Origin of the sequence: Streptomyces sp. NPDC096323 (assembly GCF_040302845.1) — a bacterium.
GTDB lineage: Bacteria > Actinomycetota > Actinomycetes > Streptomycetales > Streptomycetaceae > Streptomyces.
Map to the genome: position 1 here is coordinate 176,918 of NZ_JBEOSI010000002.1, position 21,345 is coordinate 198,262.

The window sequence follows — 21,345 nt, forward strand, 5'->3', positions numbered from 1 at the left end:
AACCGGCGCGCGGACGCGTGCCCCTGCGGCTGCCGGACTCCCGGACGCCTGCCCCGTACAACTTTCCGCCCCGTCACGAGTCAACTCTGTGGGCACGCCGGGGGGCGTGCCCACAGAACCCAGGGGACGGAAACCCATACACATGAAGACACCCCACATATCCCGGCGCGTCCGCGGCGCACTCTGTGCCGCGCTCGCCGTCGGCGTGCTCGCACCCGTGACGCTCGCGGCGACACCCGCCGCGGCCGCCACACCGACGGCGAGCTGCACCTCCGGCAGGGCCGGACTCGCCGCCAAGCTGGCGAAGGACATCACCGCCGCGCTCAAGGGGCGCAAGTCGACCACCGCGGTGGCGCTGTACGACCGGACCACGAAGACCACGTGCACGCTCCGGGCCACATCGAAGTACGACTCCGCCAGCGTCGTGAAGGCGACCGTGCTGGCCACGCTGCTCTGGGACAACGCCAAGCGGGGCCGCAACCTCACCCAGCGCGAGATCGACCTCAGCACCGCGATGATCACCAAGTCCGACAACGACGCGACCAGCGCCCTGTGGAAGCAGCTCGGCGTCACCAAGGTCAACGGCTTCCTCAAGGCGGCCGGGATGACGCACACCGTGCCCGGCTCCGGCGGCTACTGGGGGCTGACGCAGATCACCGCCCAGGACGAGCAGCGGCTGCTGACGCTGCTCACCGCGAAGAACTCCGTACTCACCGACAGCGCCCGCTCCTACGAGCTCGGGCTGATGCGCAAGGTCGTCTCCGGACAGCGCTGGGGCACGCCCGCCGGGGCTCCGGCGGGCGTCACCGTGCAGGTCAAGAACGGCTGGCTGCAGCGCGCCACCCACGGCTGGCGGGTCCACAGCATCGGCGCCTTCACGGGCAAGGGCCGCAACTACGTGCTCACCGTGCTCACCCAGGACAACAACACGATGACGGACGGCGTCAACACCATCCAGGCCGTCGCCCGGGTCGTGCACCAGGACCTGAACCTGCCCCCGGAGAAGCCGCGCGTCCTGCACGGGTGGCCCATCCGCGTCCTGCACCGGGCCGAGGTCCCCACCCCGGCCACCCTCCTCCAGGAGGCCATCCCGCCGGTCCCGGAGGCTCCGTCCGGCCGGATGCTCACCGTGACCCCGAAGTAGCGGGACAGCCCTTAGGGCCTTTCGTTTGGATCATGCCGGGCTCGCGGGGTCCGGCCTGATCCAAACGAAAGGCCCTACGACAAAGGTCCCGTATTTGTTGCAGCGGGATGAAATCCGCAGCCCACCGCGTTGGTTCCTTCCGGTAGAGCAGGACGATCGGGAGGCACCGCGTGTCGGACGCAGGGGAGCAGAAGAGCGGCGCCGAGCCGCGCGGCTGGGCGCGGAGGCTGTGCGGTTACGCCTGGCGCTACCGGCGCAACGTGCTGCTGGCGCTCGGTTCGTCGCTCGCCGGAATGGCGGTGATGGCCCTCGTCCCGCTGATCACCAAGGTGATCATCGACGACGTGGTCGTCGGCCACACCCGGTCCCTCGCCGTCTGGACGAGCCTGATGATCCTCGCGGCCGTCCTCGTGTACGTCTCCACCTACATCCGCCGCTACTACGGCGGCCGGCTCGCCCTCGATGTCCAGCACGACCTGCGCACCGAGATGTACGGGACGATCACCCGGCTCGACGGCAGACGCCAGGACGAACTCTCCACCGGACAGGTCGTCGGCCGCGCCACCAGCGACCTCCAGCTGATCCAGGGCCTGCTCTTCATGCTCCCGATGACCATCGGGAACATCCTGCTCTTCCTCATCTCCCTCGTGATCATGGCGTGGCTCTCGCCGCTGCTGACCCTCGTGGCCGTCGCAGTCGCCCCCGCCCTCTGGTTCATCGCCCGCCGCTCCCGCACCCGCCTCTTCCCGGCCACCTGGTACGCCCAGTCGCAGGCCGCGGCCGTCGCCGGAGTCGTCGACGGGGCCGTCTCCGGCGTCCGTGTCGTCAAGGGCTTCGGACAGGAGGACCAGGAGACCGGCAAGCTGCGCGAGGTCGGGCGCAGGCTCTTCGCCGGCCGGCTGCGCACCATCCGGCTGAACTCCCGCTACACCCCCGCGCTCCAGGCCGTCCCCGCCCTCGGCCAGGTCGCGATGCTCGCCCTCGGCGGCTGGCTCGCCACCCGCGGCGAGATCACGCTCGGTACCTTCGTCGCGTTCTCCACCTACCTCGCCCAGCTCGTCGGCCCGGTCCGGATGCTCGCCATGGTCCTCACCGTCGGCCAGCAGGCCCGCGCCGGTGTGGAGCGCGTACTGGAGCTGATCGACACCGAACCGTCCCTCCAGGACGGCACCAAGGAGCTTCCCGCCGACGCCCCCGCCAGCGTCGAGTTCGAGGACGTGCGCTTCGGCTATGACGAGTCGCGCCCCGTCCTCGACGGCTTCTCGCTGACCATCGAACCCGGCGAGACCGTCGCCGTCGTCGGCGCGTCCGGCAGCGGGAAGTCCACCGTCTCGCTGCTGCTGCCCCGGTTCTACGACGTGTCGCACGGCGCCGTCCTCGTCGGCGGACACGACGTGCGCGAACTGACCCTCGACTCGCTGCGGGCCGCCATCGGACTCGTACCGGAGGACAGCTTCCTGTTCTCCGACACCATCCGCGCCAACATCGCCTACGGCCTCCCCGACGCCACCGACGAACAGATCCGACAGGCCGCCCGCTCCGCCCAGGCCGACCGCTTCATCGCCGAGCTGCCCGACGGCTACGACACCACGGTCGGCGAGCACGGCCTCACCCTCTCCGGCGGCCAGCGCCAGCGCGTCGCCCTCGCCCGCGCCATCCTCACCGACCCCCGGCTGCTCCTCCTCGACGACGCCACCTCCGCCGTCGACGCCCGCGTCGAGCACGAGATCCACGACGCCCTGCGCCACGTGATGGCCGGCCGCACGACCCTGCTCATCGCCCACCGCCGCTCGACCCTGAACCTCGCCGACCGGATCGCCGTCCTGGAACACGGCCGGCTCGCCGACATCGGCACCCACGAGGAGCTGGAGCGCCGCTCCGCGCTCTACCGCCGGCTGCTCACCGACCCGGACGAGCTGGGCGGCACCTCGCCCGGCCACCTGGCCAAGGCGGCCGCTGCCGACCCCGTCGACGACCGCGCGCTCCAGGAGGAGATCGACGCCGAGTTCGACGCCGAGCGTGGCATCACGCCCGAGCTGTGGGTCCGCAAGGAGGAGGCGCGCGAGACCGACGCGGCCGGCACCCCCGCCACCCCCGAGCTCCTCGCCCAGGTCGAGGCCCTGCCCCCGGCGACCGACACCCCGGACATCGACGAGGCCCGCGCCGTGCGCGCCGAGGAGTCCTACGGGCTCCGCCGGCTGCTGCGCGGCTTCGGGCTTCCGCTGCTGGTCAGCCTGGCGCTGGTGGCCGTGGACGCGGGGGCGGGCCTCCTTCTGCCCGTGCTGATCAGGAACGGCATCGACGACGGTGTCACCCAGCTGGCCCTCGGCGCCGTCTGGGCGGCCTCCGCCTTCGGCCTCGTCGTCGTCCTCGTGCAGTGGGCGGCCCAGATCGGCGAGACCCGGATGACGGGCCGCACAGGCGAGCGGGTCCTCTACTCACTGCGGCTGAAGATCTTCGCCCAGCTCCAGCGCCTCGGCCTGGACTACTACGAGCGCGAACTGACCGGCCGGATCATGACCCGGATGACGACCGACGTGGACGCCCTGTCCACGTTCCTCCAGACCGGCCTGGTCACGGCCTTCGTCTCCGTCGTCACCTTCCTCGGCATCATGGTCGCGCTGCTGGTCCTCGACGTGGAGCTGGCCCTGGTCGTCTTCGCGACGCTGCCGGTGCTCGTCGTGGGGACGTTCTTCTTCCGCCGCAAGAGCGTCAAGGCGTACGAACTGGCCCGTGAGCGCATCAGCGTCGTCAACGCCGACCTCCAGGAGTCCGTCTCCGGCCTCCGCATCGTGCAGGCCTTCCGCCGCGAGCGGGACGGCGCCGACCGGTTCGCCGCACGCAGCGACCACTACCGCGAGGCCCGGGTCCGCGGCCAGTGGCTGATCTCGGTGTACTTCCCGTTCGTGCAGCTGCTGTCGTCGGTGGCCGTGGCGGCCGTGCTGATCGTCGGCGCGGGCCGCGTCGACAACGGCACGCTCACCACGGGCGCGCTGGTCGCCTACCTGCTCTACATCGACCTGTTCTTCGCCCCCGTGCAGCAGCTCTCGCAGGTCTTCGACGGCTACCAGCAGGCCACCGTCTCCCTCGGCCGCATCCAGGAACTTCTCCAGGAACCGACGTCCACCGCCGACCGGGAGCGACCACTGGACGTGCCGTCGCTGCGCGGCGACATCGCGTTCGAGGACGTGTCCTTCGCGTACGGGGACGAGGAGGCGGCCCTCACCGGCATCGACCTGCGCATCCCGGCCGGGCAGACCGTCGCGTTCGTCGGCGAGACCGGCGCGGGCAAGTCCACCCTCGTCAAGCTCGTCGCCCGCTTCTACGACCCGACGGGCGGCCGGGTCACGGCGGACGGCACCGATCTGCGCGCGCTGGACATGACCGCGTACCGGCACCGGCTCGGAGTCGTACCGCAGGAGGCGTACCTCTTCGCGGGCACCGTGCGGGACGCCATCGCGTACGGGCGGCCGGAGGCCACCGACGCCGAGGTGGAGGCCGCGGCCCGGGCGGTCGGCGCGCACGACATGATCGCCACCCTGGAAGGCGGCTACCTCCACGAGGTCGCCGAACGCGGCCGCAACCTCTCGGGCGGCCAGCGCCAGCTGATCGCGCTCGCCCGCGCCGAGCTCGTCGACCCCGACATCCTGCTGCTCGACGAGGCCACCGCGTCCCTGGACCTCGCCAGCGAGGCCCTGGTCAACCAGGCGACCGATCGCCTCGCGGGCCGCCGCACCACCCTCGTCGTCGCCCACCGCCTCACCACCGCCGCCCGCGCGGACCGGGTGGTGGTGATGGACCACGGCCGGGTCGTCGAGGACGGCACCCATGACGAACTCCTCGCCCGGGACGGGCACTACGCCGTGCTGTGGCGCACCTTCATAGGGGAGGACGAGCCGGCGGGGGTGTGAGCCGGTTTCGCTACTCACTCGCGGATGCCGCGCCGGGTGCAACCTCCGGACGGCTTCCGCGCGTCGTACGCAGATACGCGTGTACGCGTACAGGTGTCGGATAGAGGCACGTGCGTTCGATGAGGCGATGGGGCTGCCGGTGACCAGAGGGACCGATAGAGACGGTTGGCGTACGCGGCGCGGGATCGCGTCCCGCCTGCTCGCCCTTGCTCTGACGACCGCCCTCGGGCTCGTCGTAGGCGGCATCGAGGCGAGCAGTGCCGACGCCGCCTCGGTGTGCGCCGGACGTCCCGCGAAGACGGTCCCGTTCTCGGGCGGGGAGCTGCGCGTCTACCGCACCCGCGACTACGCGTGTGCCACCGTTGTCGCGGCCAAGCCCGGCAAGCGGCGCCGGATGTCCGTACAGATACAGCCCCGCGGCGGCCGGCCCGTCGTCGACAGCGGCTCCTTCACCCGGCAGGCCGGACCGGTGACCGTCCACGCGCTGAACCGCTGCGTGCGGGCCTCGGGCACGATCGCCGGGAAGACCGTCACCACCGGCTGGATCCTGTGCTGACCGGGTGACGCGAGCGCACGCCCGGGCAACAGGGGCTGGTGGTACGGGTATCGCCCCGCTAGGTTCACGACGTCTGCAGTGAATCAAGGGGAGGGTGTGTATGCGTAAGGCGCTCAGAGGTTTCCTGTCGCTCGCGGTGCTCATCGGCACAGTCAGTGCGACGGGTGCTTCGGCCGGGGCGGCCACCGCCGCAGAACCGGCCGCGTTCCGTTCCGCCGTCAGTGACAGCGTCAGTGACAGCGGCACCAGTACGGACATCAAGGACCGCATCCTGGCCATCCCGGGAATGAGTCTCATCCAGGAGAAGCCGTACGCGGGATACCGCTACTTCATCCTCAACTACACCCAGCCGGTCGACCACCGGCACCCGTCCAAGGGGACCTTCCAGCAGCGCATCACCCTGCTGCACAAGGACACGTCCCGCCCGACGGTCTTCTTCACCAGCGGCTACAACGTCTCCACCAACCCCAGCCGCTCCGAGCCGACCCGGATCATCGACGGCAACCAGGTCTCGCTGGAGTACCGGTTCTTCACCCCGTCGCGCCCGTCGCCCGAGGACTGGTCCAAGCTCGATATCTGGCAGGCCGCCAGTGACCAGCACCGGGTCTTCACCGCGCTGAAGCGGATCTACTCCAAGAACTGGCTGACCACCGGCGGTTCCAAGGGCGGCATGACCGCCACGTACTTCGAGCGCTTCTACCCGAAGGACATGGACGGCGTCGTCGCCTACGTCGCGCCCAACGACGTGGTCAACAAGGAGGACTCGGCCTACGACCGGTTCTTCGCCAACGTGGGCACCAAGGAGTGCCGCGACCGGCTGGAGGGCGTGCAGCGCGAGGCGTTGGTCCGCCGGGAGCCGCTGGAGAAGAAGTACGAGCAGTACGCCGCCGACAACGGCTACACCTTCACCACCGTCGGCACCCTGGACAAGGCCTACGAGGCCGTGGTCATGGACTACGTCTGGGCGTACTGGCAGTACAGCCTGCTCGCCGACTGCGACTCCATCCCGGCCGACGCGAAGACCGCCCCCGACCAGGCGATCTGGGACTCGATCGACTCGATCTCCGGCTTCTCCGCCTACGCCGACCAGGGCCTGGCGAACTACACGCCGTACTACTACCAGGCAGGCACCCAGCTCGGCTCGCCCGACATCAAGCAGCCCTGGCTCGGCGGGCTCAGCCGCTACGGCTACCAGCCGCCGCGCAACTTCGTCCCCAGCTCCATCCCGATGACGTTCCAGCCCTCGGCGATGCGTGACGTCGACACCTGGGTGAAGCACCACGCCCGTCACATGCTGTACGTGTACGGGGAGAACGACCCGTGGGGCGCCGAGCGCTTCCGCCTCGGCGCGGGCGCCCGTGACAGCTACGTCTTCACGGTGGCCGGCGGCAACCACGGCTCCAACGTGGCCGGCCTGGCCCCGGCGGAGAACGCCACCGCCACCGCCGCCATCCTGCGCTGGGCGGGCGTCGCCCCGGCCGCCGTCCAGGCGGACCCGTCGAAGGCCAAGCCCCTCGCCAAGTTCGACGCACGGCTCGACAAGAAGGACCTGACGACCGAGCACCGCCTCGGCACCAGGCGCCCGTAACGCGTGACTGACCCGCGCCGGCGGAAGCCGGCGCGGGTCACCGTGTCACCGTCTAGTAACTCAGCCCGTAACCGACCGGGTACAGCTCCTGCGTGGGGTCGTCCGCGCGCTGCACCGGCACCGGGAGCCTGCCCTCCGGCGCGGCCTGGCCCGCGATCACCCGGGCGGCCGCCCGCAGTTCGACGTCGGTCCACGAGTACGAGGCCAGGCTCGCCGCGTAACCGGTCCCGGCCAGCCGGGCGATGTCGTACGGGTTGCGGATCGCGATCGTGATCACCGGGACGCCCGTCGCCGCCAGTTCGCTCACCAGCGTCCGTTGCGCACTGGTCGCCGAGACGTTGTACGTCCCCACGATCACCGCGTCCTTGCCCTGCGCGGCCGCCACCGCCGCGTCGATGCCCGCCCGGGTCGGAGCCGTACCGGTGGACAGGGCCGTGGCCGTGTACCCCAGCTCGTTGAACGCCTGGGCCAGCGTGGTCGTCGGCGGCCCCGTCGTACCGGACGGAGAGGCCGGGTCGGCCCCCACCACCAGCAGGTTCTTGTGCGAACGGCGTGACAGCGGCAGCAGCGCGCCGGTGTTGGCCAGCAGCGTGGTGGTGTGCTCGGCGATCCGGTCGGCGGCGGCGAGGTGCGAGCGGGTGCCGACGGTACGGTCCACACCCCGGTGACTGACGAACGGGTCGTCGAACAGCCCCAGCTTGGTCTTCAGCCGCAGAATGCGCAGGATCGATTCATCGAGGCGGGCCTCACTGACCTCGCCGCTCTTGACGGCCGCCAGCAGCGCGTTCCAGGACACCTCCAGGCTCGGCGGGTTGAGCAGCTGGTCGACGCCCGCCTGCAGCGCCAGCACCGGCACCCGCTCGTCGCCGTACTTCGTCCGCACGCCCTCCATGCCGAGCGAGTCGGTGACCACGACGCCGTCGTAGCCGAGCTCCTCGCGCAGGATGCCGGTGAGGATCGGCCTGGACAGGGTCGCCGGGTCCTCGGCCGGGTCGAGCGCGGGCACCACGATGTGCGCCGTCATGATCGAGTCGATGCCCGCGGCGATGGCGGCCTTGAACGGCGGGGCGTCCAGCTCGGCCCACTGCTCGCGGGTGTGGCCGATGACCGGCAGACCGGTGTGGCTGTCGGTGCTGGTGTCGCCGTGGCCGGGGAAGTGCTTGGCCGTGGAGGCGATCCCGGCGCTCTGATACCCCTTCACCTGCGCCGCGACCATTCCGGCGACCGACTGCGGGTCGGAGCCGAAGGAGCGGACGCCGATCACCGGGTTGGCCGGATTGACGTTGACGTCCGCGTCGGGCGCGTAGTTCTGCCGGATGCCGATCGCGGCCAGCTCGGCGCCCGCGATCTGCCCGGCCCGCCGCGCGTCGGACCGCGAACCCCCCGCGCCCAGCGCCATCGCACCCGGCATCAGCGTGGCGGGCTCGCCGACCCGGCAGACGATGCCGTGCTCCTGGTCGGTGGAGATGAGGAGCGGCACGGAGTTGGGCCCGGCGAGCCCGGCCCGCTGGATGCCGTTGGAGAGATCGGCGATCTGGTGCGGGTCACGGGTGTTGTGCGCCCACGCGAAGTAGATGATGCCGCCCACGTGGTACTTGGCGATCATCTCGGCGGCGGTGCGCACCCCGATCTCGGCGAGGTTGGCGTCGATGTCCGCCTGGTCGGGCTCGGTCGCGGAGTGCCCGTACACCCGCATGACGAAGAGCTGGCCGACCTTCTCCTCCAGGCTCATCCGGGAGATGAGCCGCTTCAGCCGCTGGGTGGCGGCGGCGGAGGTGTGGCTGCTGGGCGCGGACTTCTGGGCGGCGACGGCGCCGGGGGCGCCTGCCATGCCCGCAGCCGCCGCGACAGCGGTGGCCGCGGTGACGGTGAGGAGGGTGCGTCTGGAGGTGCGGTCGTGCACGTGAGCTCCTTCGGCCGTACTCGGTGACGAGGGGGTGGTGAAAGAAACTTCCAAGGATCACGGATATCCAGAAAATAACTTCCGGTCAAGGGTGCGGACCGTTTTCAGCGCGTCCCGGGGTGTTGGGGGACGTCCGCTCCCGGCCCGGGCCGGCCCACGCCTACCGCAGTCCCACGCCCACCCCATGCGCCTGGAGCGCCGAGACGGCCGCCGTGATCGCCGGTCGGCGGGTCGCCTCCGTACGCCACAGTGCGTACAGCCGCCGCACCGGTACGGGATCGATCCGCACCGCCACCACGCCGTCCGGCAGCGGCCCGCGCCCCAGCCGGGGAATCATCGCCACCCCGAGTCCGGCGGCGAGCAGGGCGAGTTGGGTGTGGTTCTCCTCGGCCTGGTGGCGGATGTCGGGCTCGTACCCCGCCGTGCGCAGCGTCCGTACGAGCCAGTCGTGGCAGACCGTCCCCGGCGGCTGGCAGATCCACCGCTCCCTCGCCAGCTCCTCGCGCCGCACCCCGTCCCGGCCCGCCAGCCGGTGGCCCGTAGGTACCAGCAGATCGCACCGGTCGTCCCCGATCACCGCCTGCGCCACGCCCTCCGGGGCGGGCAGCGGGGCGATGTCCCAGTCGTGCGCGACGGCCAGGTCGATCACGCCCTTGGCCACCAGGTCCACCGAGAGGTGCGGGTCGACCTCGGTCAGCCGGACGTCCAGCGCGGGGTGCTCGCGGTCCAGTTCCGCCAGCACCCCGGGCAGCAGCCCGCGCGCCGCCGAGGCGAACGCACCGATCGACAGCCGCCCCGTCGGCAGCCCCCGGCGCTCCTCCAGCGAGGTCTCGGCGCGCTCGACGATCGCGAGCAACTCCTGTGCGGTGGCCGCCAGATGGACGGCCTCCTCCGTCAGGGCGATACCGCGGCCACGACGCTCCAGCAGCGTCGTCCGCGTCTCCCGCTCCAGCTTGGTGATCTGCTGCGAGACCGCCGACGGGGTGTAGCCGAGCGCGGCCGCAGCCCCCGCGACGGAACCGTGGACGGAGATGGCGTGCAGGGCGCGCAGCCGGGCGAGATCAAGCACCGGGGCCTCCGAGGGCACATTGATTCACGAGCGATTCGTTAGCGACGCTCAATTCCACCATGAAGGAATCCGCGCTGGTGCTACACGGTCCGCGCGCGCGATCCTCGGTGCATGCGTCCCCTCCACATCGCCCTGGCGGTCCTCGTGGCCGCCCTCTGGGGTGTCAATTTCGTCGTCATCGAAGTCGGGCTCGACCACTTCCCGCCGCTCCTCTTCTCGGCCCTGCGCTTCCTGGTCGCGGCGCTGCCCGCGGTGTTCTTCGTCGGCAGGCCGAAGGTCGCGTGGAAGTGGATCCTGGGCGTGGGGCTGGCCCTGGGTGTGGCCAAGTTCGGCCTGCTCTTCATCGGGATGGACCGGGGGATGGGCGCCGGGCTCTCCTCCCTGGTTCTTCAGGTACAGGCGGTGTTCACTGCCCTCTTCGCCGCGCTCGTGTTGGGTGAACGGCCGGGAAAGGCCAAGCTGTTGGGGATGGCGGTGGCGCTCGCCGGCATCGGGGTGGCCGCCGTCGACGAGGGGGCGAGCGGGCCCGTGCTCGCCTTCGTGCTGGTGATCGCGGCGGCGGCCTGCTGGGGCGTGTCGAACGTCCTGACCCGCAGGGCCGCCCCTCCCGACTCCCTCAACTTCATGGTGTGGGTCTCCACTGTGCCCGTGCTGCCACTCTTCGGGCTCTCCCTGCTCTTCGAGGGCTGGGACGGCGACCGGGACGCGCTCGCCGCGCTGGACTGGAGCGCCGCCGGAATCATCGTCTACGTCGCCTGGGTCGTCACGGTCTTCGGCTTCGGGGCCTGGGGCTTCCTGCTCAGCCGCTACCAGGCCTCGTCCGTGGCCCCGTTCACCCTGCTCGTGCCGGTGTTCGGGATGTCGTCGGCCGCGCTGCTGCTCGGCGAGTCGGTGAGCCCGTTGCGGTGGTGCGCGGCGGCGCTGCTGGTGGGCGGGGTGGCGCTGACCTCGCTCGCGGGGGCGCGGCGGCCCCGGGCGGCAGCCCCGGAGCCCGCCCCCGTCCCCGTCTAGCCCTTCGGCGCGCCCAGCCGCAACAGATGCTCGCGCCCCGCGGCGAGCATCCCCGGCAGCTCCGCCGCCTGCGGGTACCACCGCTTCTCGTACTCCCAGCAGACCCAGGTGTCCGGGTCCAGCGTGTCCAGGCACGCCCGCAGCGGCAGCACCCCCGCGCCCAGGGCCACCGGGGTGGTGTCCTCGGTCGAGGCGATGTCCTTCACCTGTACGTATCCCAGGTGCGGGGCCAGCACCGCATGGCTCGCCACCGGCTCCTCGCCCGCCAGCCACGTGTGCATGACGTCCCACAGCGCGCCGATGCTCCCGTGCCCCACCGTGCCGGCGACCCGGGCCACGTCGGCCCCCGCGCGGTGCGAGTCGTGGGTCTCCAGCAGGACGCGTACGCCCAGGTCGGCGGCGTACGGAGCGACGGCCGCCAGGCGGCGCGCGGCGGTCGCGTCCGCGGTGGCGGGGTCCTGGTCGCCGCCGCCGGGGAACACCCGGACGTGGGGCGCGCCCAGGCCCCGGGCCAGCTCGATCAGGACGGCGAGCTCGTCCAGCACGGGCTGGTCGTCCCCCTCGGCGGCCACCCGTGCGTAACCGGCCACGGTGAGGATCTCAACCCCGCCCCGCTTGAACTCATCGGCCACGGCGTCCCGTTCGGGCTTCGACAGCCCGGGGTGCACCGGCTCCTCGGGGTGGGCGCGCAGTTCCACCCCCTGATAGCCGTGCTCGGCGGCCAGCCGGATGACCTCGGCCATCGGCAGCCCCGGAACCCCGAGGGTGGAGAAAGCGAGCTTCACGTGCGTGTCCCTTCCGTCGGTACGTCCCTGCCTCTGCACCGTACGGACCGGGGTGTGGCCGGTACATCGTCGGCTCAGGGCACCCGTCACTCGTACCCGGGCTCCAGGAAGGGAATCAGCGAGGGGATCCGGTGACCGGGAACCCGTCTGTCGTGACGACGATGTCGCGGCCTTCGAGGGGCAGGACGAGGTCCTGGCCGAAAGGCACCTCGTCGTCGTCGCGGTAGGTGCCGGTGCGGGTCGGGTGCCGGTACACGGTGCAGGTGCCGGCCGACGGATCGATGATCACATATACGGGGATGCCGCACTCGGCGTACATACGGAACTTCTTGCTGAAGTCGTTGTCCTGGGTGCTCTTGGACACGACCTCCAGCACCGCCTCGAGGCTGTGCCACTCGAACCGGCCGCGACTGTTGCGCTCGGAGCCCGGAGCGATGATGGCGAGATCGGGTGCGTAGCCGTACAGGCTGGAGGGGAAATCGATCATCACGTCCGACAGGATGTCGCCGTGCTCGGCGAGCTGCCGCTCGATCTGGGGGGCCGCCTTGAGGATGACCTTCCACCGGCTCTCACCCTGCGGCGTCATGATGATCTTCCCGTCCGTGATCTCGACGCGATAGCCGCGGGGCAGGTGGACGCCGTCCAGCGCATCCCAAGCGCTCGCCGTGTCCATCAGTGTGCTCGTCATGCGGTCCTCCCGAATGCCGGTATTGACACGATATCGCGCGCGCCCACGCCGGGGCCGCTTACTCCCGTCCGTACGGCCCGACTCACCCCCGGGGCGCGGCCGTGGATCCCCGCACCATCAGCTCCGCCGCGATCGTCGCGATGCCGCCCGGCGGCGGGGCCTCCTTGCCCGTCGCCAGCCGGCCCGCCCGGGCGCCCGCCGCGACGAGCGGCAGCCGTACGGTCGTCAGGGCCGGGACCACGTCCACGGAGAACGGCAGGTCATCGAAGCCCGCCACCGAGACGTCCTCGGGGATGCGCAGACCGCGGTCGCGGATCGCCGCCGCCGCGCCCAGGGCCACCGTGTCGTTCGCCGCGACGACGGCGGTGATCTCCGGGTCGCGGCGCAGGAGTTCGACCGTGGCGTCGTAGCCGGAACGCCGGTCGTACGAGCCGTGCACCGTCAGCCGCTCCTCGTCGCCCACGAGCCCCACGGCCTTCATCGCGTCGCGGTGCCCCTCCAGCCGGTGGCGGGTCGTGGTCCGCTCCACCGGACCCGCGACATAGCCGATGGTGCGGTGGCCCAGCGAGAGCAGGTGCTCGGTGAGGCGCCGGCCGCCGCCGCGGTTGTCGAAGGCCAGCGCGGCCAGCACGGAGGCGTTGTCGGGCAGCGGGGGCCGCCCGCACAGCACCACCCTGGTTCCCGCGTCCGCGAGCTTCGCCAGCTTCGCGGACATGGCGGCCTGGTGGGCCGGGTCCTCGATCGCGCCGCCGGTGAGGACGACGGCGGCGGCGCGCTGGCGCTGGAGCAGGGTGAGGTAGGTGAGCTCGCGCTCCGGGGTGCCGCCGGTGTTGCAGACGATCGCGAGCTTCTCGCCGCCCGCCCGGCCCGAACCGTCGCCCGGGCCGCCGATCTCCGTCTGGGCCGCGCCCGCCATGATCCCGAAGAACGGGTCGGCGATGTCGTTGACGAGGATCCCGATCAGATCGGACGTGGCCGCCGCGAGGGAGCTCGCCGGCCCGTTGAGTACGTAGTCCAGGTCGTCCACCGCCCGCAGGACCCGCTCCCGAGTGGAGGCCGCCACCGGGTAGTTGCCGTTCAGTACGCGGGAGACGGTGGCCGGGGACACCCGGGCGCGAGCCGCCACGTCCGCCAGGGTGACTGTCATCGCATTCCTCCGAGAGTGATGAGGGGGATGGACCCGGGCCGACCGGGCTGGGACGGGGCAGACCGGGCTCGGACCGGAAGTGGCTTGAGCCCGAGCGTCGCTTGGGGGGCGGCGTCGCGGGGCCGGGCACGCACATCTGCCGCGTTGTCGTCAATCACCAGGTTCCCCGAGCTCTCGGCTGCGCTCGAGCAGGGGAGGCCCCAATCGCCCTGGCTCAATCCTCCGCCTTGCAGCTGCACGCACCCGGCCCCGCTCCTTCTTCCGCCCCCCAAGCGACGCTCGGGCTAAACCGATCAGCGCGCCCCCTCTTGTCCAGGTCGCTGTCGGCAGGCTAGCTTCTTACCGCATAGAAAGCGCTTGCTACGGCTGTATGGAGGAACTTTCGTGACACGCAGGACAGTGCGCATCGCCATGAACGGCGTCACGGGTCGCATGGGATACCGGCAGCACCTGGTGCGCTCGGTCCTCGCGATCCGCGAGCAGGGCGGCCTCGATCTCGGCAACGGCGACGTGCTGTGGCCCGAACCGGTCCTCGTCGGCCGCCGCGCCCACGCGCTGGAGGCCCTCGCCGAGCAGCACGGCCTGACCGAGTGGTCGACCGACCTGGACGCGGTCCTCGCCGACGACACCATCGACATCTACTTCGACGCGCAGGTCACCTCGGCCCGCGTCGAGGCGATCAAGAAGGCCATCGCGGCGGGCAAGCACATCTACACCGAGAAGCCCACCGCCACCGACGTCGAGGGCGCCCTCGACCTCGCCCGCCTCGCCCGGGACGCCGGAATCAAGCATGGTGTCGTCCAGGACAAGATCTTCCTGCCGGGCCTGCTGAAGCTGAAGCGCCTCATCGACGGCGGCTTCTTCGGCGAGATCCTCTCCGTGCGCGGCGAGTTCGGCTACTGGGTCTTCGAGGGCGACTGGCAGGAGGCCCAGCGCCCCTCCTGGAACTACCGCGCGGAGGACGGCGGCGGCATCGTCGTCGACATGTTCCCGCACTGGGAGTACGTACTGCACGAGCTGTTCGGCCGGGTCACCACCGTCCAGGCCCACGTCCAGACGCACATCCCCGAGCGCTGGGACGAGCACGGCAAGCCGTACGCCGCGACCGCTGACGACGCCGCGTACGGCATCTTCCAGCTGGAGGGCGGCGCCGTCGCCCAGATCAACTCCTCCTGGACGGTCCGCGTCAACCGCGACGAGCTCGTCGAGTTCCAGGTCGACGGCACGCACGGCTCCGCCGTCGCCGGCCTGCGCAACTGCCGTGTCCAGCACCGCTCCGCCACCCCCAAGCCGGTCTGGAACCCCGACCTCCCGGTCACCGAGTCCTTCCGCGACCAGTGGCAGGAGGTCCCCGACAACGCGGTCTTCGACAACGGCTTCAAGGCCCAGTGGGAGCTGTTCCTCCGCCACATCGTGCTCGACGAGCCCTACACCTGGGACCTGATGGCAGGCGCCCGCGGCGTGCAGCTCGCCGAACTCGGCCTCAAGTCGTCGTCGGAGGGCCGCCGTTACGACGTCCCGGAGCTGACCCTGTGACCGGCCGCCTTCCGCAGCGAGCACCGGAGCCGACCCTGTGACCACCTACCTCCCGCAGGGACCAACGGAGTTGACGTCGTGACCATTCACCTCCCGCAGGGCCCGTACGAGCCCCGCACCACCCCGCTCGCCCTCGCACCCGGCGGCGCGCCCCTGACCTCCCGTACGGTCTTCTCGGCCGCCCATGTCGTCGCCGACCCGTACGCCGACGTCAGCCCCGACTCACCGGCCGTCGTCGACTGGGACGCCACCCTCGCCTTCCGCCGCCACCTCTGGTCGCACGGCCTGGGCGTCGCCGAGGCGATGGACACCGCCCAGCGCGGCATGGGCCTGGACTGGGCGGGCGCCGCCGAGCTGATCCGCCGCTCGGCCGCCGAGGCCAAGGCCGTCGGCGGTCGCATCGCCTGCGGCGTCGGCACGGACCAGCTCCCCGCAGGCCCGGCCACACTCGCCGAGGTGCGTTCCGCGTACGAGGAGCAGCTGGCCCTCGTCGAGGAGAGCGGCGCCCAGGCCATCCTGATGGCCTCCCGCGCGCTCGCCGCCGCGGCGAAGAGCCCGCAGGACTACCTGGAGACGTACGCGCACCTGCTGCGCCAGGCCACCGAGCCGGTCGTGCTGCACTGGCTCGGCCCGATGTTCGACCCGGCCCTGGACGGCTACTGGGGCTCCGCCGACCTCGACAAGGCCACCGACACCTTCCTCCAGGTCATCGCGGAGCACCCCGACAAGGTCGACGGCATCAAGATCTCCCTCCTCGACGCGGAGCGCGAGATCGATGTCCGCCGCCGTCTCCCGAGCGGGGTGCGCTGCTACACCGGGGACGACTTCAACTACCCCGAGCTGATCGCGGGCGACGACCGCGGCTTCAGCCACGCCCTGCTCGGCATCTTCGACCCGCTGGGCCCGCTGGCCGCGCACGCGGTGCGTGTCCTGGACACGGGCGACACCAAGGGGTTCCGCGAACTCCTCGACCCGACCGTCGAGTTGTCCCGCCACCTGTTCCAGGCGCCGACCCGTTACTACAAGACGGGCGTGGTCTTCCTCGCGTGGCTGGCGGGCCACCAGGACCACTTCACGATGGTGGGCGGCCTCCAGTCGGCCCGCTCCCTGCCGCACCTGGCGAAGGCGTACGAACTGGCCGACCGCCTCGGCCTGTTCCCCGACCCCGAGTTCGCCGAGTCCCGGATGCGCGCGCTCCTCACGGTCAACGGAGGCACCCGATGAGCGACGGCCGGCTCTCCGTCAACCAGGAGACCATCAAGCAGTGGTCGCTGCCCGAGCTCACCGAGGGCTGCGTGAAGGCGGGCATCGACAAGGTGGGCCTGTGGCGGGCCCCGGTCCAGGAGTACGGCGTCGAGGCCACGGCCCGGCTCCTCTCCGACGCGGGCCTGTCCGTCACCAGCCTCTGCCGGGGCGGCTTCTTCACCGCGCTCGACCCGGCCGAGCGGGCCCGCGCCCTGGACGACAACCGCAAGGCGCTCGACGAGGCGGCGGGCCTGTCCACGGACACCCTGGTCCTGGTCTCGGGCGGCCTCCCGGAGGGCAGCAAGGACCTGTACGGCGCCCGCGAGCGCATCGCGGACGCGCTCGCCGAACTGGCCCCGTACGCGGCCGAGCGAGGCGTGCGCCTGGCCATCGAACCGCTGCACCCGATGTTCGCGTCGGACCGCTGCGTGGTCTCCACCCTCTCCCAGGCCCTGGACATCGCGGAACGCTTCCCGGCCGACCAGGTGGGCGTGGTCGTCGACACCTACCACCTCTGGTGGGACGACCAGGCCCCCGCCCAGATCGCGCGGGCGGGAGCGGCGGGCCGCATCCACTCCTTCCAGCTCGCCGACTGGATCACCCCGCTCCCGGCGGGCGTTCTGCTGGGCCGGGGCCAACTCGGTGACGGCAGCGTGGACTTCCGAGCCTTCCGCACGGCGGTCGAGGCCACCGGCTTCGACGGCCCGATCGAGGTGGAGATCTTCAACGAGGCCCTGTGGGCCCGCGACGGCGCGGAGGCCTTGGCGGAGGTCGCGGCGCGGTACGCGGAGCACGCCTGCTGATCCCCTGACCAGGGGCCTTCCGCCCCCGCCGACTCCAGAGGCAAAAAGATTGCCCCGGCGTGCAACCCTTCCGTGCCCTGCCGTGTCGTATGTGTAGTCAGGAGCTTCCGGGGGGGTCCGGGGGGATCGGGAGGCCCTGACAGGGGGAGAGCGAGAGGGGCCCGGTCGGAAGACCGGGCCCCGTTTCGCTGTGCCTGAGCGGGGCCGGCAGCCCGGCACAGGGGCGGGTGGTCCGGTGGTTGAGGCCCGGGGAGTACCGGGTCCACGTGTCGCGCGGCGCACCCATCGCGCCCATGCTGGAGGGGGCGGGCTTCGCAGGCCCGCTGGGGCCGGAGACGGAGGAGCGATGCCGGCAACGACGCGGAACGACACGCCGGTCGCCATCGAAGGCGGCGGTGTGGAGATGCGCAAGCAGGAGATCGGCGGCGACATGGACGTCGCGTTCGCGAAGTTCCCCAAGGGCACGGACATGGCGCCGCCCCTCAAGGGACTGCCCGACGACATGTGCCAGTGTCCCCACTGGGGATACCTGCTCAAGGGCCGCCTGAAGATGCGGACGAAGCACGGCGACGACATCTACGAGGCGGGCCAGGCGTTCTACTGGGCGCCCGGTCATGCTCCGGAGGCACTCGAGGACTGTGAGTACGTGGACTTCTCGCCGACGAAGGAGTTCAACGAGGTCATCGACCACATCAAGGCCCAGATGGGGTGATCCGAACGCCGCGGGATCGGGTCACGCGGGCAGAGGACGCCGGGCGACGAAGACGGACTCCCTGCCCGGCCTGTCAGGCGCGTCGCGTACGTCGTCCGCGCAGACGTCCGGGCCGGCGTCCGCGATCGTCCCGGCCGGTGAGCCAGAGACGCGCAAGCGGCAGCGGGAGCGGCGCCGCCTGTGGTTCGTGCCCGTTCCGGTGGTCCTGCTGCGGGGGCGGCGCCAAGCCGAGTCCGAGCACGAAGCTCCGACTCAGCCTCCGCCCCTATCGTCCCGCGGGCGCGACCTCATGAGGCTGGTCATACATCCGCACGTCGCGTGCGGTCGCCAGCGGCATCAGCCGGGCGAGGCCGATCTCGCGGAAGTGGCCGGAATCGCGGTGGGCCGCGAATGCCGCAGAGTCGACGTACTTCTCGATGCTCACGTACCGCTCAGGTGTGTCCTCGGAGCGGAACACTTCGTAGGACAGACAACCCGGTTCCTCGCGGCACGCGGAAGCGAACTCGTGCAGGACCCGGCTGAACTCAGCGGCGTTCTCCGGACTGCATGTCACATCGGCAACGACAAGTACGTTCGATTCCATGGCGGACACCCTACGCATCGGCGTCGCGGTCCTCTCCGCGAACAGCACATACGGGCCAGAGCGGAAGACCGGCGTCGTGGGGGAGAGCAGTACACAGAGGCTCGAAGGCAACCGGCCATTCCTGGATGGCCGTCTCACCGGCGCCCCGGGAGCGCCTCCGCTGTGTCCTCCGGGGCCGTCGACCCTCGGGCGGCCTGCCCGATGTCAGCCCCGCCCGGTACCGTCACGACCATGTCCACCGTGTCTTCCCAGGCATCTGCAACGCCCAACATGGCTGTCCTTGAGGGCGTACTCGAGCGGATCACGTACGCCAACGAGGAGAACGGCTACACCGTCGCGCGCGTCGACACCGGGCGGGGGAGCAGCGATCTGCTCACCGTCGTCGGCTCGCTGCTCGGTGCGCAGCCGGGGGAGTCGCTGCGGATGGAGGGGCGGTGGAGCTCCCACTCGCAGTACGGCAAGCAGTTCACCGTCGAGAACTACACGACCGTCCTGCCCGCCACCATCCAGGGCATCCGCCGCTACCTCGGCTCCGGGCTGATCAAGGGCATCGGGCCGGTCATGGCCGACCGGATCACCACCCACTTCGGCGTGGACACCCTCGACATCATCGAGCAGCAGCCGAAGCGCCTGGTCGAGGTCCCCGGGCTCGGGCCGAAGCGGACGAAGATGATCGCCGCCGCGTGGGAGGAGCAGAAGGCGATCAAGGAGGTCATGATCTTCCTGCAGAGCGTCGGCGTCTCGACATCCATCGCCGTCCGCATCTACAAGAAGTACGAGGACGCCTCGATCTCCGTCGTGAAGAACCAGCCCTACCGGCTGGCCGCCGACGTCTGGGGCATCGGCTTCCTCACCGCGGACCGGATCGCCCAGGCCGTCGGCATTCCGCACGACAGCCCGGAGCGGGTCAAGGCCGGGCTGCAGTACGCGCTGTCGCAGTCCAGCGATCAGGGGCACTGCTTCCTGCCCGAGGAACGGCTCATCGCGGACGCGGTCAAGCTCCTCCAGGTGGACACCGGGCTCGTCATCGAGTGCCTGGCCGAACTCGCCGCGGAGCCCGAGGGCGTCGTACGGGAGAAGGTGCCGTCGCCCGAGGGCGGCGAGCCGATCACGGCCGTGTACCTGGTGCCCTTCCACCGGGCCGAGATCTCCCTCGCCGCGCAGGTGCGGCGGCTGCTGCGGACGCCGGAGGAGCGGATGCCGGCCTTCGGCGACGTGGACTGGGACGCGGCCCTGAAGTGGCTCGCGGGCCGGACCGGCGCGACGCTGGCGCCCGAGCAGGAGGCCGCCGTGCGGCTCGCGCTCACCCGGAAGGTGGCCGTGCTGACCGGCGGACCCGGCTGCGGCAAGTCGTTCACCGTCCGGTCCATCGTGGAGCTGGCCCGCGCCAAGAAGGCGAAAGTGGTGCTGGCCGCGCCCACCGGCCGGGCGGCGAAGCGGCTCTCCGAGCTGACCGGCGCGGAGGCCTCCACCGTGCACCGGCTGCTGGAGCTCAAACCCGGCGGCGACGCGGCGTACGACCGGGACCGCCCGCTGGACGCCGACCTCGTCGTCGTCGACGAGGCCTCCATGCTCGACCTGCTGCTCGCCAACAAGCTCGTCAAGGCCGTGGCGCCCGGCGCCCATCTGCTGCTCGTCGGCGATGTGGACCAACTGCCCTCGGTCGGCGCGGGCGAGGTGCTGCGCGATCTGCTCGCCGACGGCGGCCCCGTCCCGGCGGTCCGGCTGACCACCATCTTCCGCCAGGCCCAGCAGTCCGGCGTCGTCACCAACGCCCACCGGATCAACTCCGGCGTACCGCCCCTCACCCAGGGGCTCAGCGACTTCTTCCTCTTCGTGGAGGATGAGACGGAGGACGCGGGGGTGCTCGCCGTGGACGTCGCCGCCCGTCGCATCCCGGCCAAGTTCGGGCTGAATCCGCGCCGGGACGTCCAGGTGCTCGCTCCGATGCACCGGGGCCCTGCCGGGGCCGGCCATCTCAACGGGCTGCTTCAGCAGGCCATCACCCCCGGCCGCCCCGATCTGCCGGAGAAGCGGTTCGGTGGCCGGGTGTTCCGCGTCGGCGACAAGGTCACCCAGATCCGCAACAACTACGACAAGGGGGAGAACGGTGTCTTCAACGGGACCGTCGGCGTCGTCACCGCCCTTGACCTGGACGAACAGAAGCTGAGCGTCCTCACGGACGAGGACGAGGAGATCTCCTACGACTTCGACGAGCTCGACGAGCTGTCCCACGCGTACGCCATGACGATCCACCGCTCCCAGGGCAGCGAGTACCCGGCCGTCGTCATCCCCGTAACGAAGAGCGCCTGGATGATGCTCCAGCGGAACCTGCTGTACACGGCCGTGACGAGGGCCAAGAAGCTTGTCGTGCTGGTCGGCTCGCGGCAGGCGATCGGCCAGGCGGTCCGCACGGTTTCCGCAGGCAGACGCTGTACGGCGCTGGATCACCGGCTCCGCGGTGGGGCGGAAGGAGGATCCTCCGAAAAAATGATCGATCAAATCGGTGGGAAACATCACGGAGGTCTTCCGCAACCGCAGTCAAGGGGGCAGGATGAATAAGTTCGCGGCACTCAGTGCCGCGAGTAGGTCCAATGGACGACCCCGAGTGCACTCTCCTGAGCCAAATGGGGGAGGGTGGAGACAGTCAGGGAACCTCGAAGA

The 21,345-nt window shown here is 71.0% G+C and carries 16 protein-coding genes; 10 read left to right on the plus strand and 6 right to left on the minus strand.

Annotated features, from left to right (window positions below):
- The first annotated feature begins 142 nt into the window (after positions 1–142).
- From ABTX18_RS04870 to ABTX18_RS04885, 4 genes are all read left to right on the plus strand, one after another.
- A complete protein-coding gene (locus ABTX18_RS04870) occupies positions 143–1,144 on the plus strand; it encodes a serine hydrolase (RefSeq protein WP_352121323.1) in 1,002 nt (333 codons plus the stop codon).
- Positions 1,145–1,314: 170 nt separating this feature from the next.
- Positions 1,315–5,055, plus strand: a complete 3,741-nt coding sequence (locus tag ABTX18_RS04875) for an ABC transporter ATP-binding protein (RefSeq protein WP_352121324.1) — start codon at positions 1,315–1,317, stop codon at positions 5,053–5,055.
- 139 nt (positions 5,056–5,194) lie between these two features.
- Positions 5,195–5,611: a hypothetical protein gene (locus tag ABTX18_RS04880; RefSeq protein WP_352121325.1), complete on the plus strand. Its 417-nt coding sequence runs from the start codon at positions 5,195–5,197 to the stop codon at positions 5,609–5,611.
- Positions 5,612–5,711: 100 nt separating this feature from the next.
- Positions 5,712–7,199 carry a S28 family serine protease gene (locus ABTX18_RS04885; RefSeq protein WP_352121326.1) on the plus strand — a complete coding sequence of 496 codons (1,488 nt, stop codon included), beginning with the start codon at positions 5,712–5,714 and terminating at the stop codon, positions 7,197–7,199.
- Positions 7,200–7,251: 52 nt separating this feature from the next.
- On the opposite strand, the gene ABTX18_RS04890 is transcribed toward ABTX18_RS04885, so the two are convergent.
- Positions 7,252–9,102, minus strand: a complete 1,851-nt coding sequence (locus ABTX18_RS04890) for a glycoside hydrolase family 3 protein (protein WP_352121327.1) — start codon at positions 9,100–9,102, stop codon at positions 7,252–7,254.
- Positions 9,103–9,262: 160 nt separating this feature from the next.
- On the minus strand, positions 9,263–10,171 hold the full coding sequence (locus ABTX18_RS04895) for a LysR family transcriptional regulator (protein WP_352121328.1): 909 nt from the start codon (positions 10,169–10,171) through the stop codon (positions 9,263–9,265).
- Between the two features lie 111 nt (positions 10,172–10,282).
- Here ABTX18_RS04895 and ABTX18_RS04900 point away from each other — a divergent pair, with 111 nt between their 5' ends.
- Complete coding sequence (locus tag ABTX18_RS04900) at positions 10,283–11,182, plus strand: EamA family transporter (RefSeq protein ID WP_352121329.1); 900 nt, start codon at positions 10,283–10,285, stop codon at positions 11,180–11,182.
- On the opposite strand, the gene ABTX18_RS04905 is transcribed toward ABTX18_RS04900, so the two are convergent.
- From ABTX18_RS04905 to ABTX18_RS04915, 3 genes are all read right to left on the minus strand, one after another.
- On the minus strand, positions 11,179–11,967 hold the full coding sequence (locus ABTX18_RS04905) for a sugar phosphate isomerase/epimerase family protein (RefSeq protein ID WP_352121330.1): 789 nt from the start codon (positions 11,965–11,967) through the stop codon (positions 11,179–11,181). The two genes, ABTX18_RS04900 and ABTX18_RS04905, sit on opposite strands and share 4 nt — an antisense overlap.
- Positions 11,968–12,082: 115 nt before the next feature.
- Entirely contained in the window at positions 12,083–12,655 is a 573-nt protein-coding gene (locus tag ABTX18_RS04910; RefSeq protein WP_352121331.1) for a Uma2 family endonuclease, read from the minus strand.
- An 82-nt stretch (positions 12,656–12,737) separates the two neighbouring features.
- Entirely contained in the window at positions 12,738–13,802 is a 1,065-nt protein-coding gene (locus ABTX18_RS04915; RefSeq protein WP_352121332.1) for a LacI family DNA-binding transcriptional regulator, read from the minus strand.
- 384 nt (positions 13,803–14,186) lie between these two features.
- On the opposite strand from ABTX18_RS04915, the gene ABTX18_RS04920 reads away from it, so the two are divergent.
- The 4 genes from ABTX18_RS04920 to ABTX18_RS04935 all read left to right on the plus strand — a co-directional run bounded on the left by ABTX18_RS04920 (position 14,187) and on the right by ABTX18_RS04935 (position 18,098).
- A complete protein-coding gene (locus ABTX18_RS04920) occupies positions 14,187–15,338 on the plus strand; it encodes a Gfo/Idh/MocA family protein (protein ID WP_352121333.1) in 1,152 nt (383 codons plus the stop codon).
- A gap of 78 nt (positions 15,339–15,416) precedes the next feature.
- Positions 15,417–16,562: a dihydrodipicolinate synthase family protein gene (locus ABTX18_RS04925; RefSeq protein ID WP_352121334.1), complete on the plus strand. Its 1,146-nt coding sequence runs from the start codon at positions 15,417–15,419 to the stop codon at positions 16,560–16,562.
- Positions 16,559–17,386, plus strand: coding sequence for a sugar phosphate isomerase/epimerase family protein (locus ABTX18_RS04930; RefSeq protein ID WP_352121335.1), 828 nt, complete (start codon positions 16,559–16,561; stop codon positions 17,384–17,386). Before ABTX18_RS04925 ends, ABTX18_RS04930 begins: the two co-directional genes overlap by 4 nt.
- A 346-nt stretch (positions 17,387–17,732) precedes the next feature.
- Complete coding sequence (locus tag ABTX18_RS04935; protein WP_352121336.1) at positions 17,733–18,098, plus strand: cupin domain-containing protein; 366 nt, start codon at positions 17,733–17,735, stop codon at positions 18,096–18,098.
- A 265-nt stretch (positions 18,099–18,363) separates the two neighbouring features.
- Here the strand turns inward: ABTX18_RS04935 and ABTX18_RS04940 are convergent, their stop codons facing one another.
- Positions 18,364–18,681, minus strand: a complete 318-nt coding sequence (locus ABTX18_RS04940) for a putative quinol monooxygenase (RefSeq protein WP_352121337.1) — start codon at positions 18,679–18,681, stop codon at positions 18,364–18,366.
- A 231-nt stretch (positions 18,682–18,912) separates the two neighbouring features.
- On the opposite strand from ABTX18_RS04940, the gene recD2 reads away from it, so the two are divergent.
- A complete protein-coding gene (gene recD2 / locus ABTX18_RS04945; RefSeq protein ID WP_352121338.1) occupies positions 18,913–21,243 on the plus strand; it encodes an SF1B family DNA helicase RecD2 in 2,331 nt (776 codons plus the stop codon).
- Positions 21,244–21,345: the final 102 nt, after the last annotated feature.

Bases quoted from the DNA above. Each gene is read 5' to 3' on its own strand.
- ABTX18_RS04870 (WP_352121323.1), top strand. From the start codon at position 143: ATGAAGACACCCCACATATCCCGGCGCGTCCGCGGCGCACTCTGTGCC.
- ABTX18_RS04885 (WP_352121326.1), top strand. From the start codon at position 5,712: ATGCGTAAGGCGCTCAGAGGTTTCCTGTCGCTCGCGGTGCTCATCGGC.
- ABTX18_RS04900 (WP_352121329.1), top strand. From the start codon at position 10,283: ATGCGTCCCCTCCACATCGCCCTGGCGGTCCTCGTGGCCGCCCTCTGG.
- ABTX18_RS04910 (WP_352121331.1), bottom strand. From the start codon at position 12,655: ATGACGAGCACACTGATGGACACGGCGAGCGCTTGGGATGCGCTGGAC.
- ABTX18_RS04915 (WP_352121332.1), bottom strand. From the start codon at position 13,802: ATGACAGTCACCCTGGCGGACGTGGCGGCTCGCGCCCGGGTGTCCCCG.
- ABTX18_RS04930 (WP_352121335.1), top strand. From the start codon at position 16,559: ATGAGCGACGGCCGGCTCTCCGTCAACCAGGAGACCATCAAGCAGTGG.
- ABTX18_RS04935 (WP_352121336.1), top strand. From the start codon at position 17,733: ATGCCGGCAACGACGCGGAACGACACGCCGGTCGCCATCGAAGGCGGC.
- ABTX18_RS04940 (WP_352121337.1), bottom strand. From the start codon at position 18,681: ATGGAATCGAACGTACTTGTCGTTGCCGATGTGACATGCAGTCCGGAG.
- recD2 (WP_352121338.1), top strand. From the start codon at position 18,913: ATGTCCACCGTGTCTTCCCAGGCATCTGCAACGCCCAACATGGCTGTC.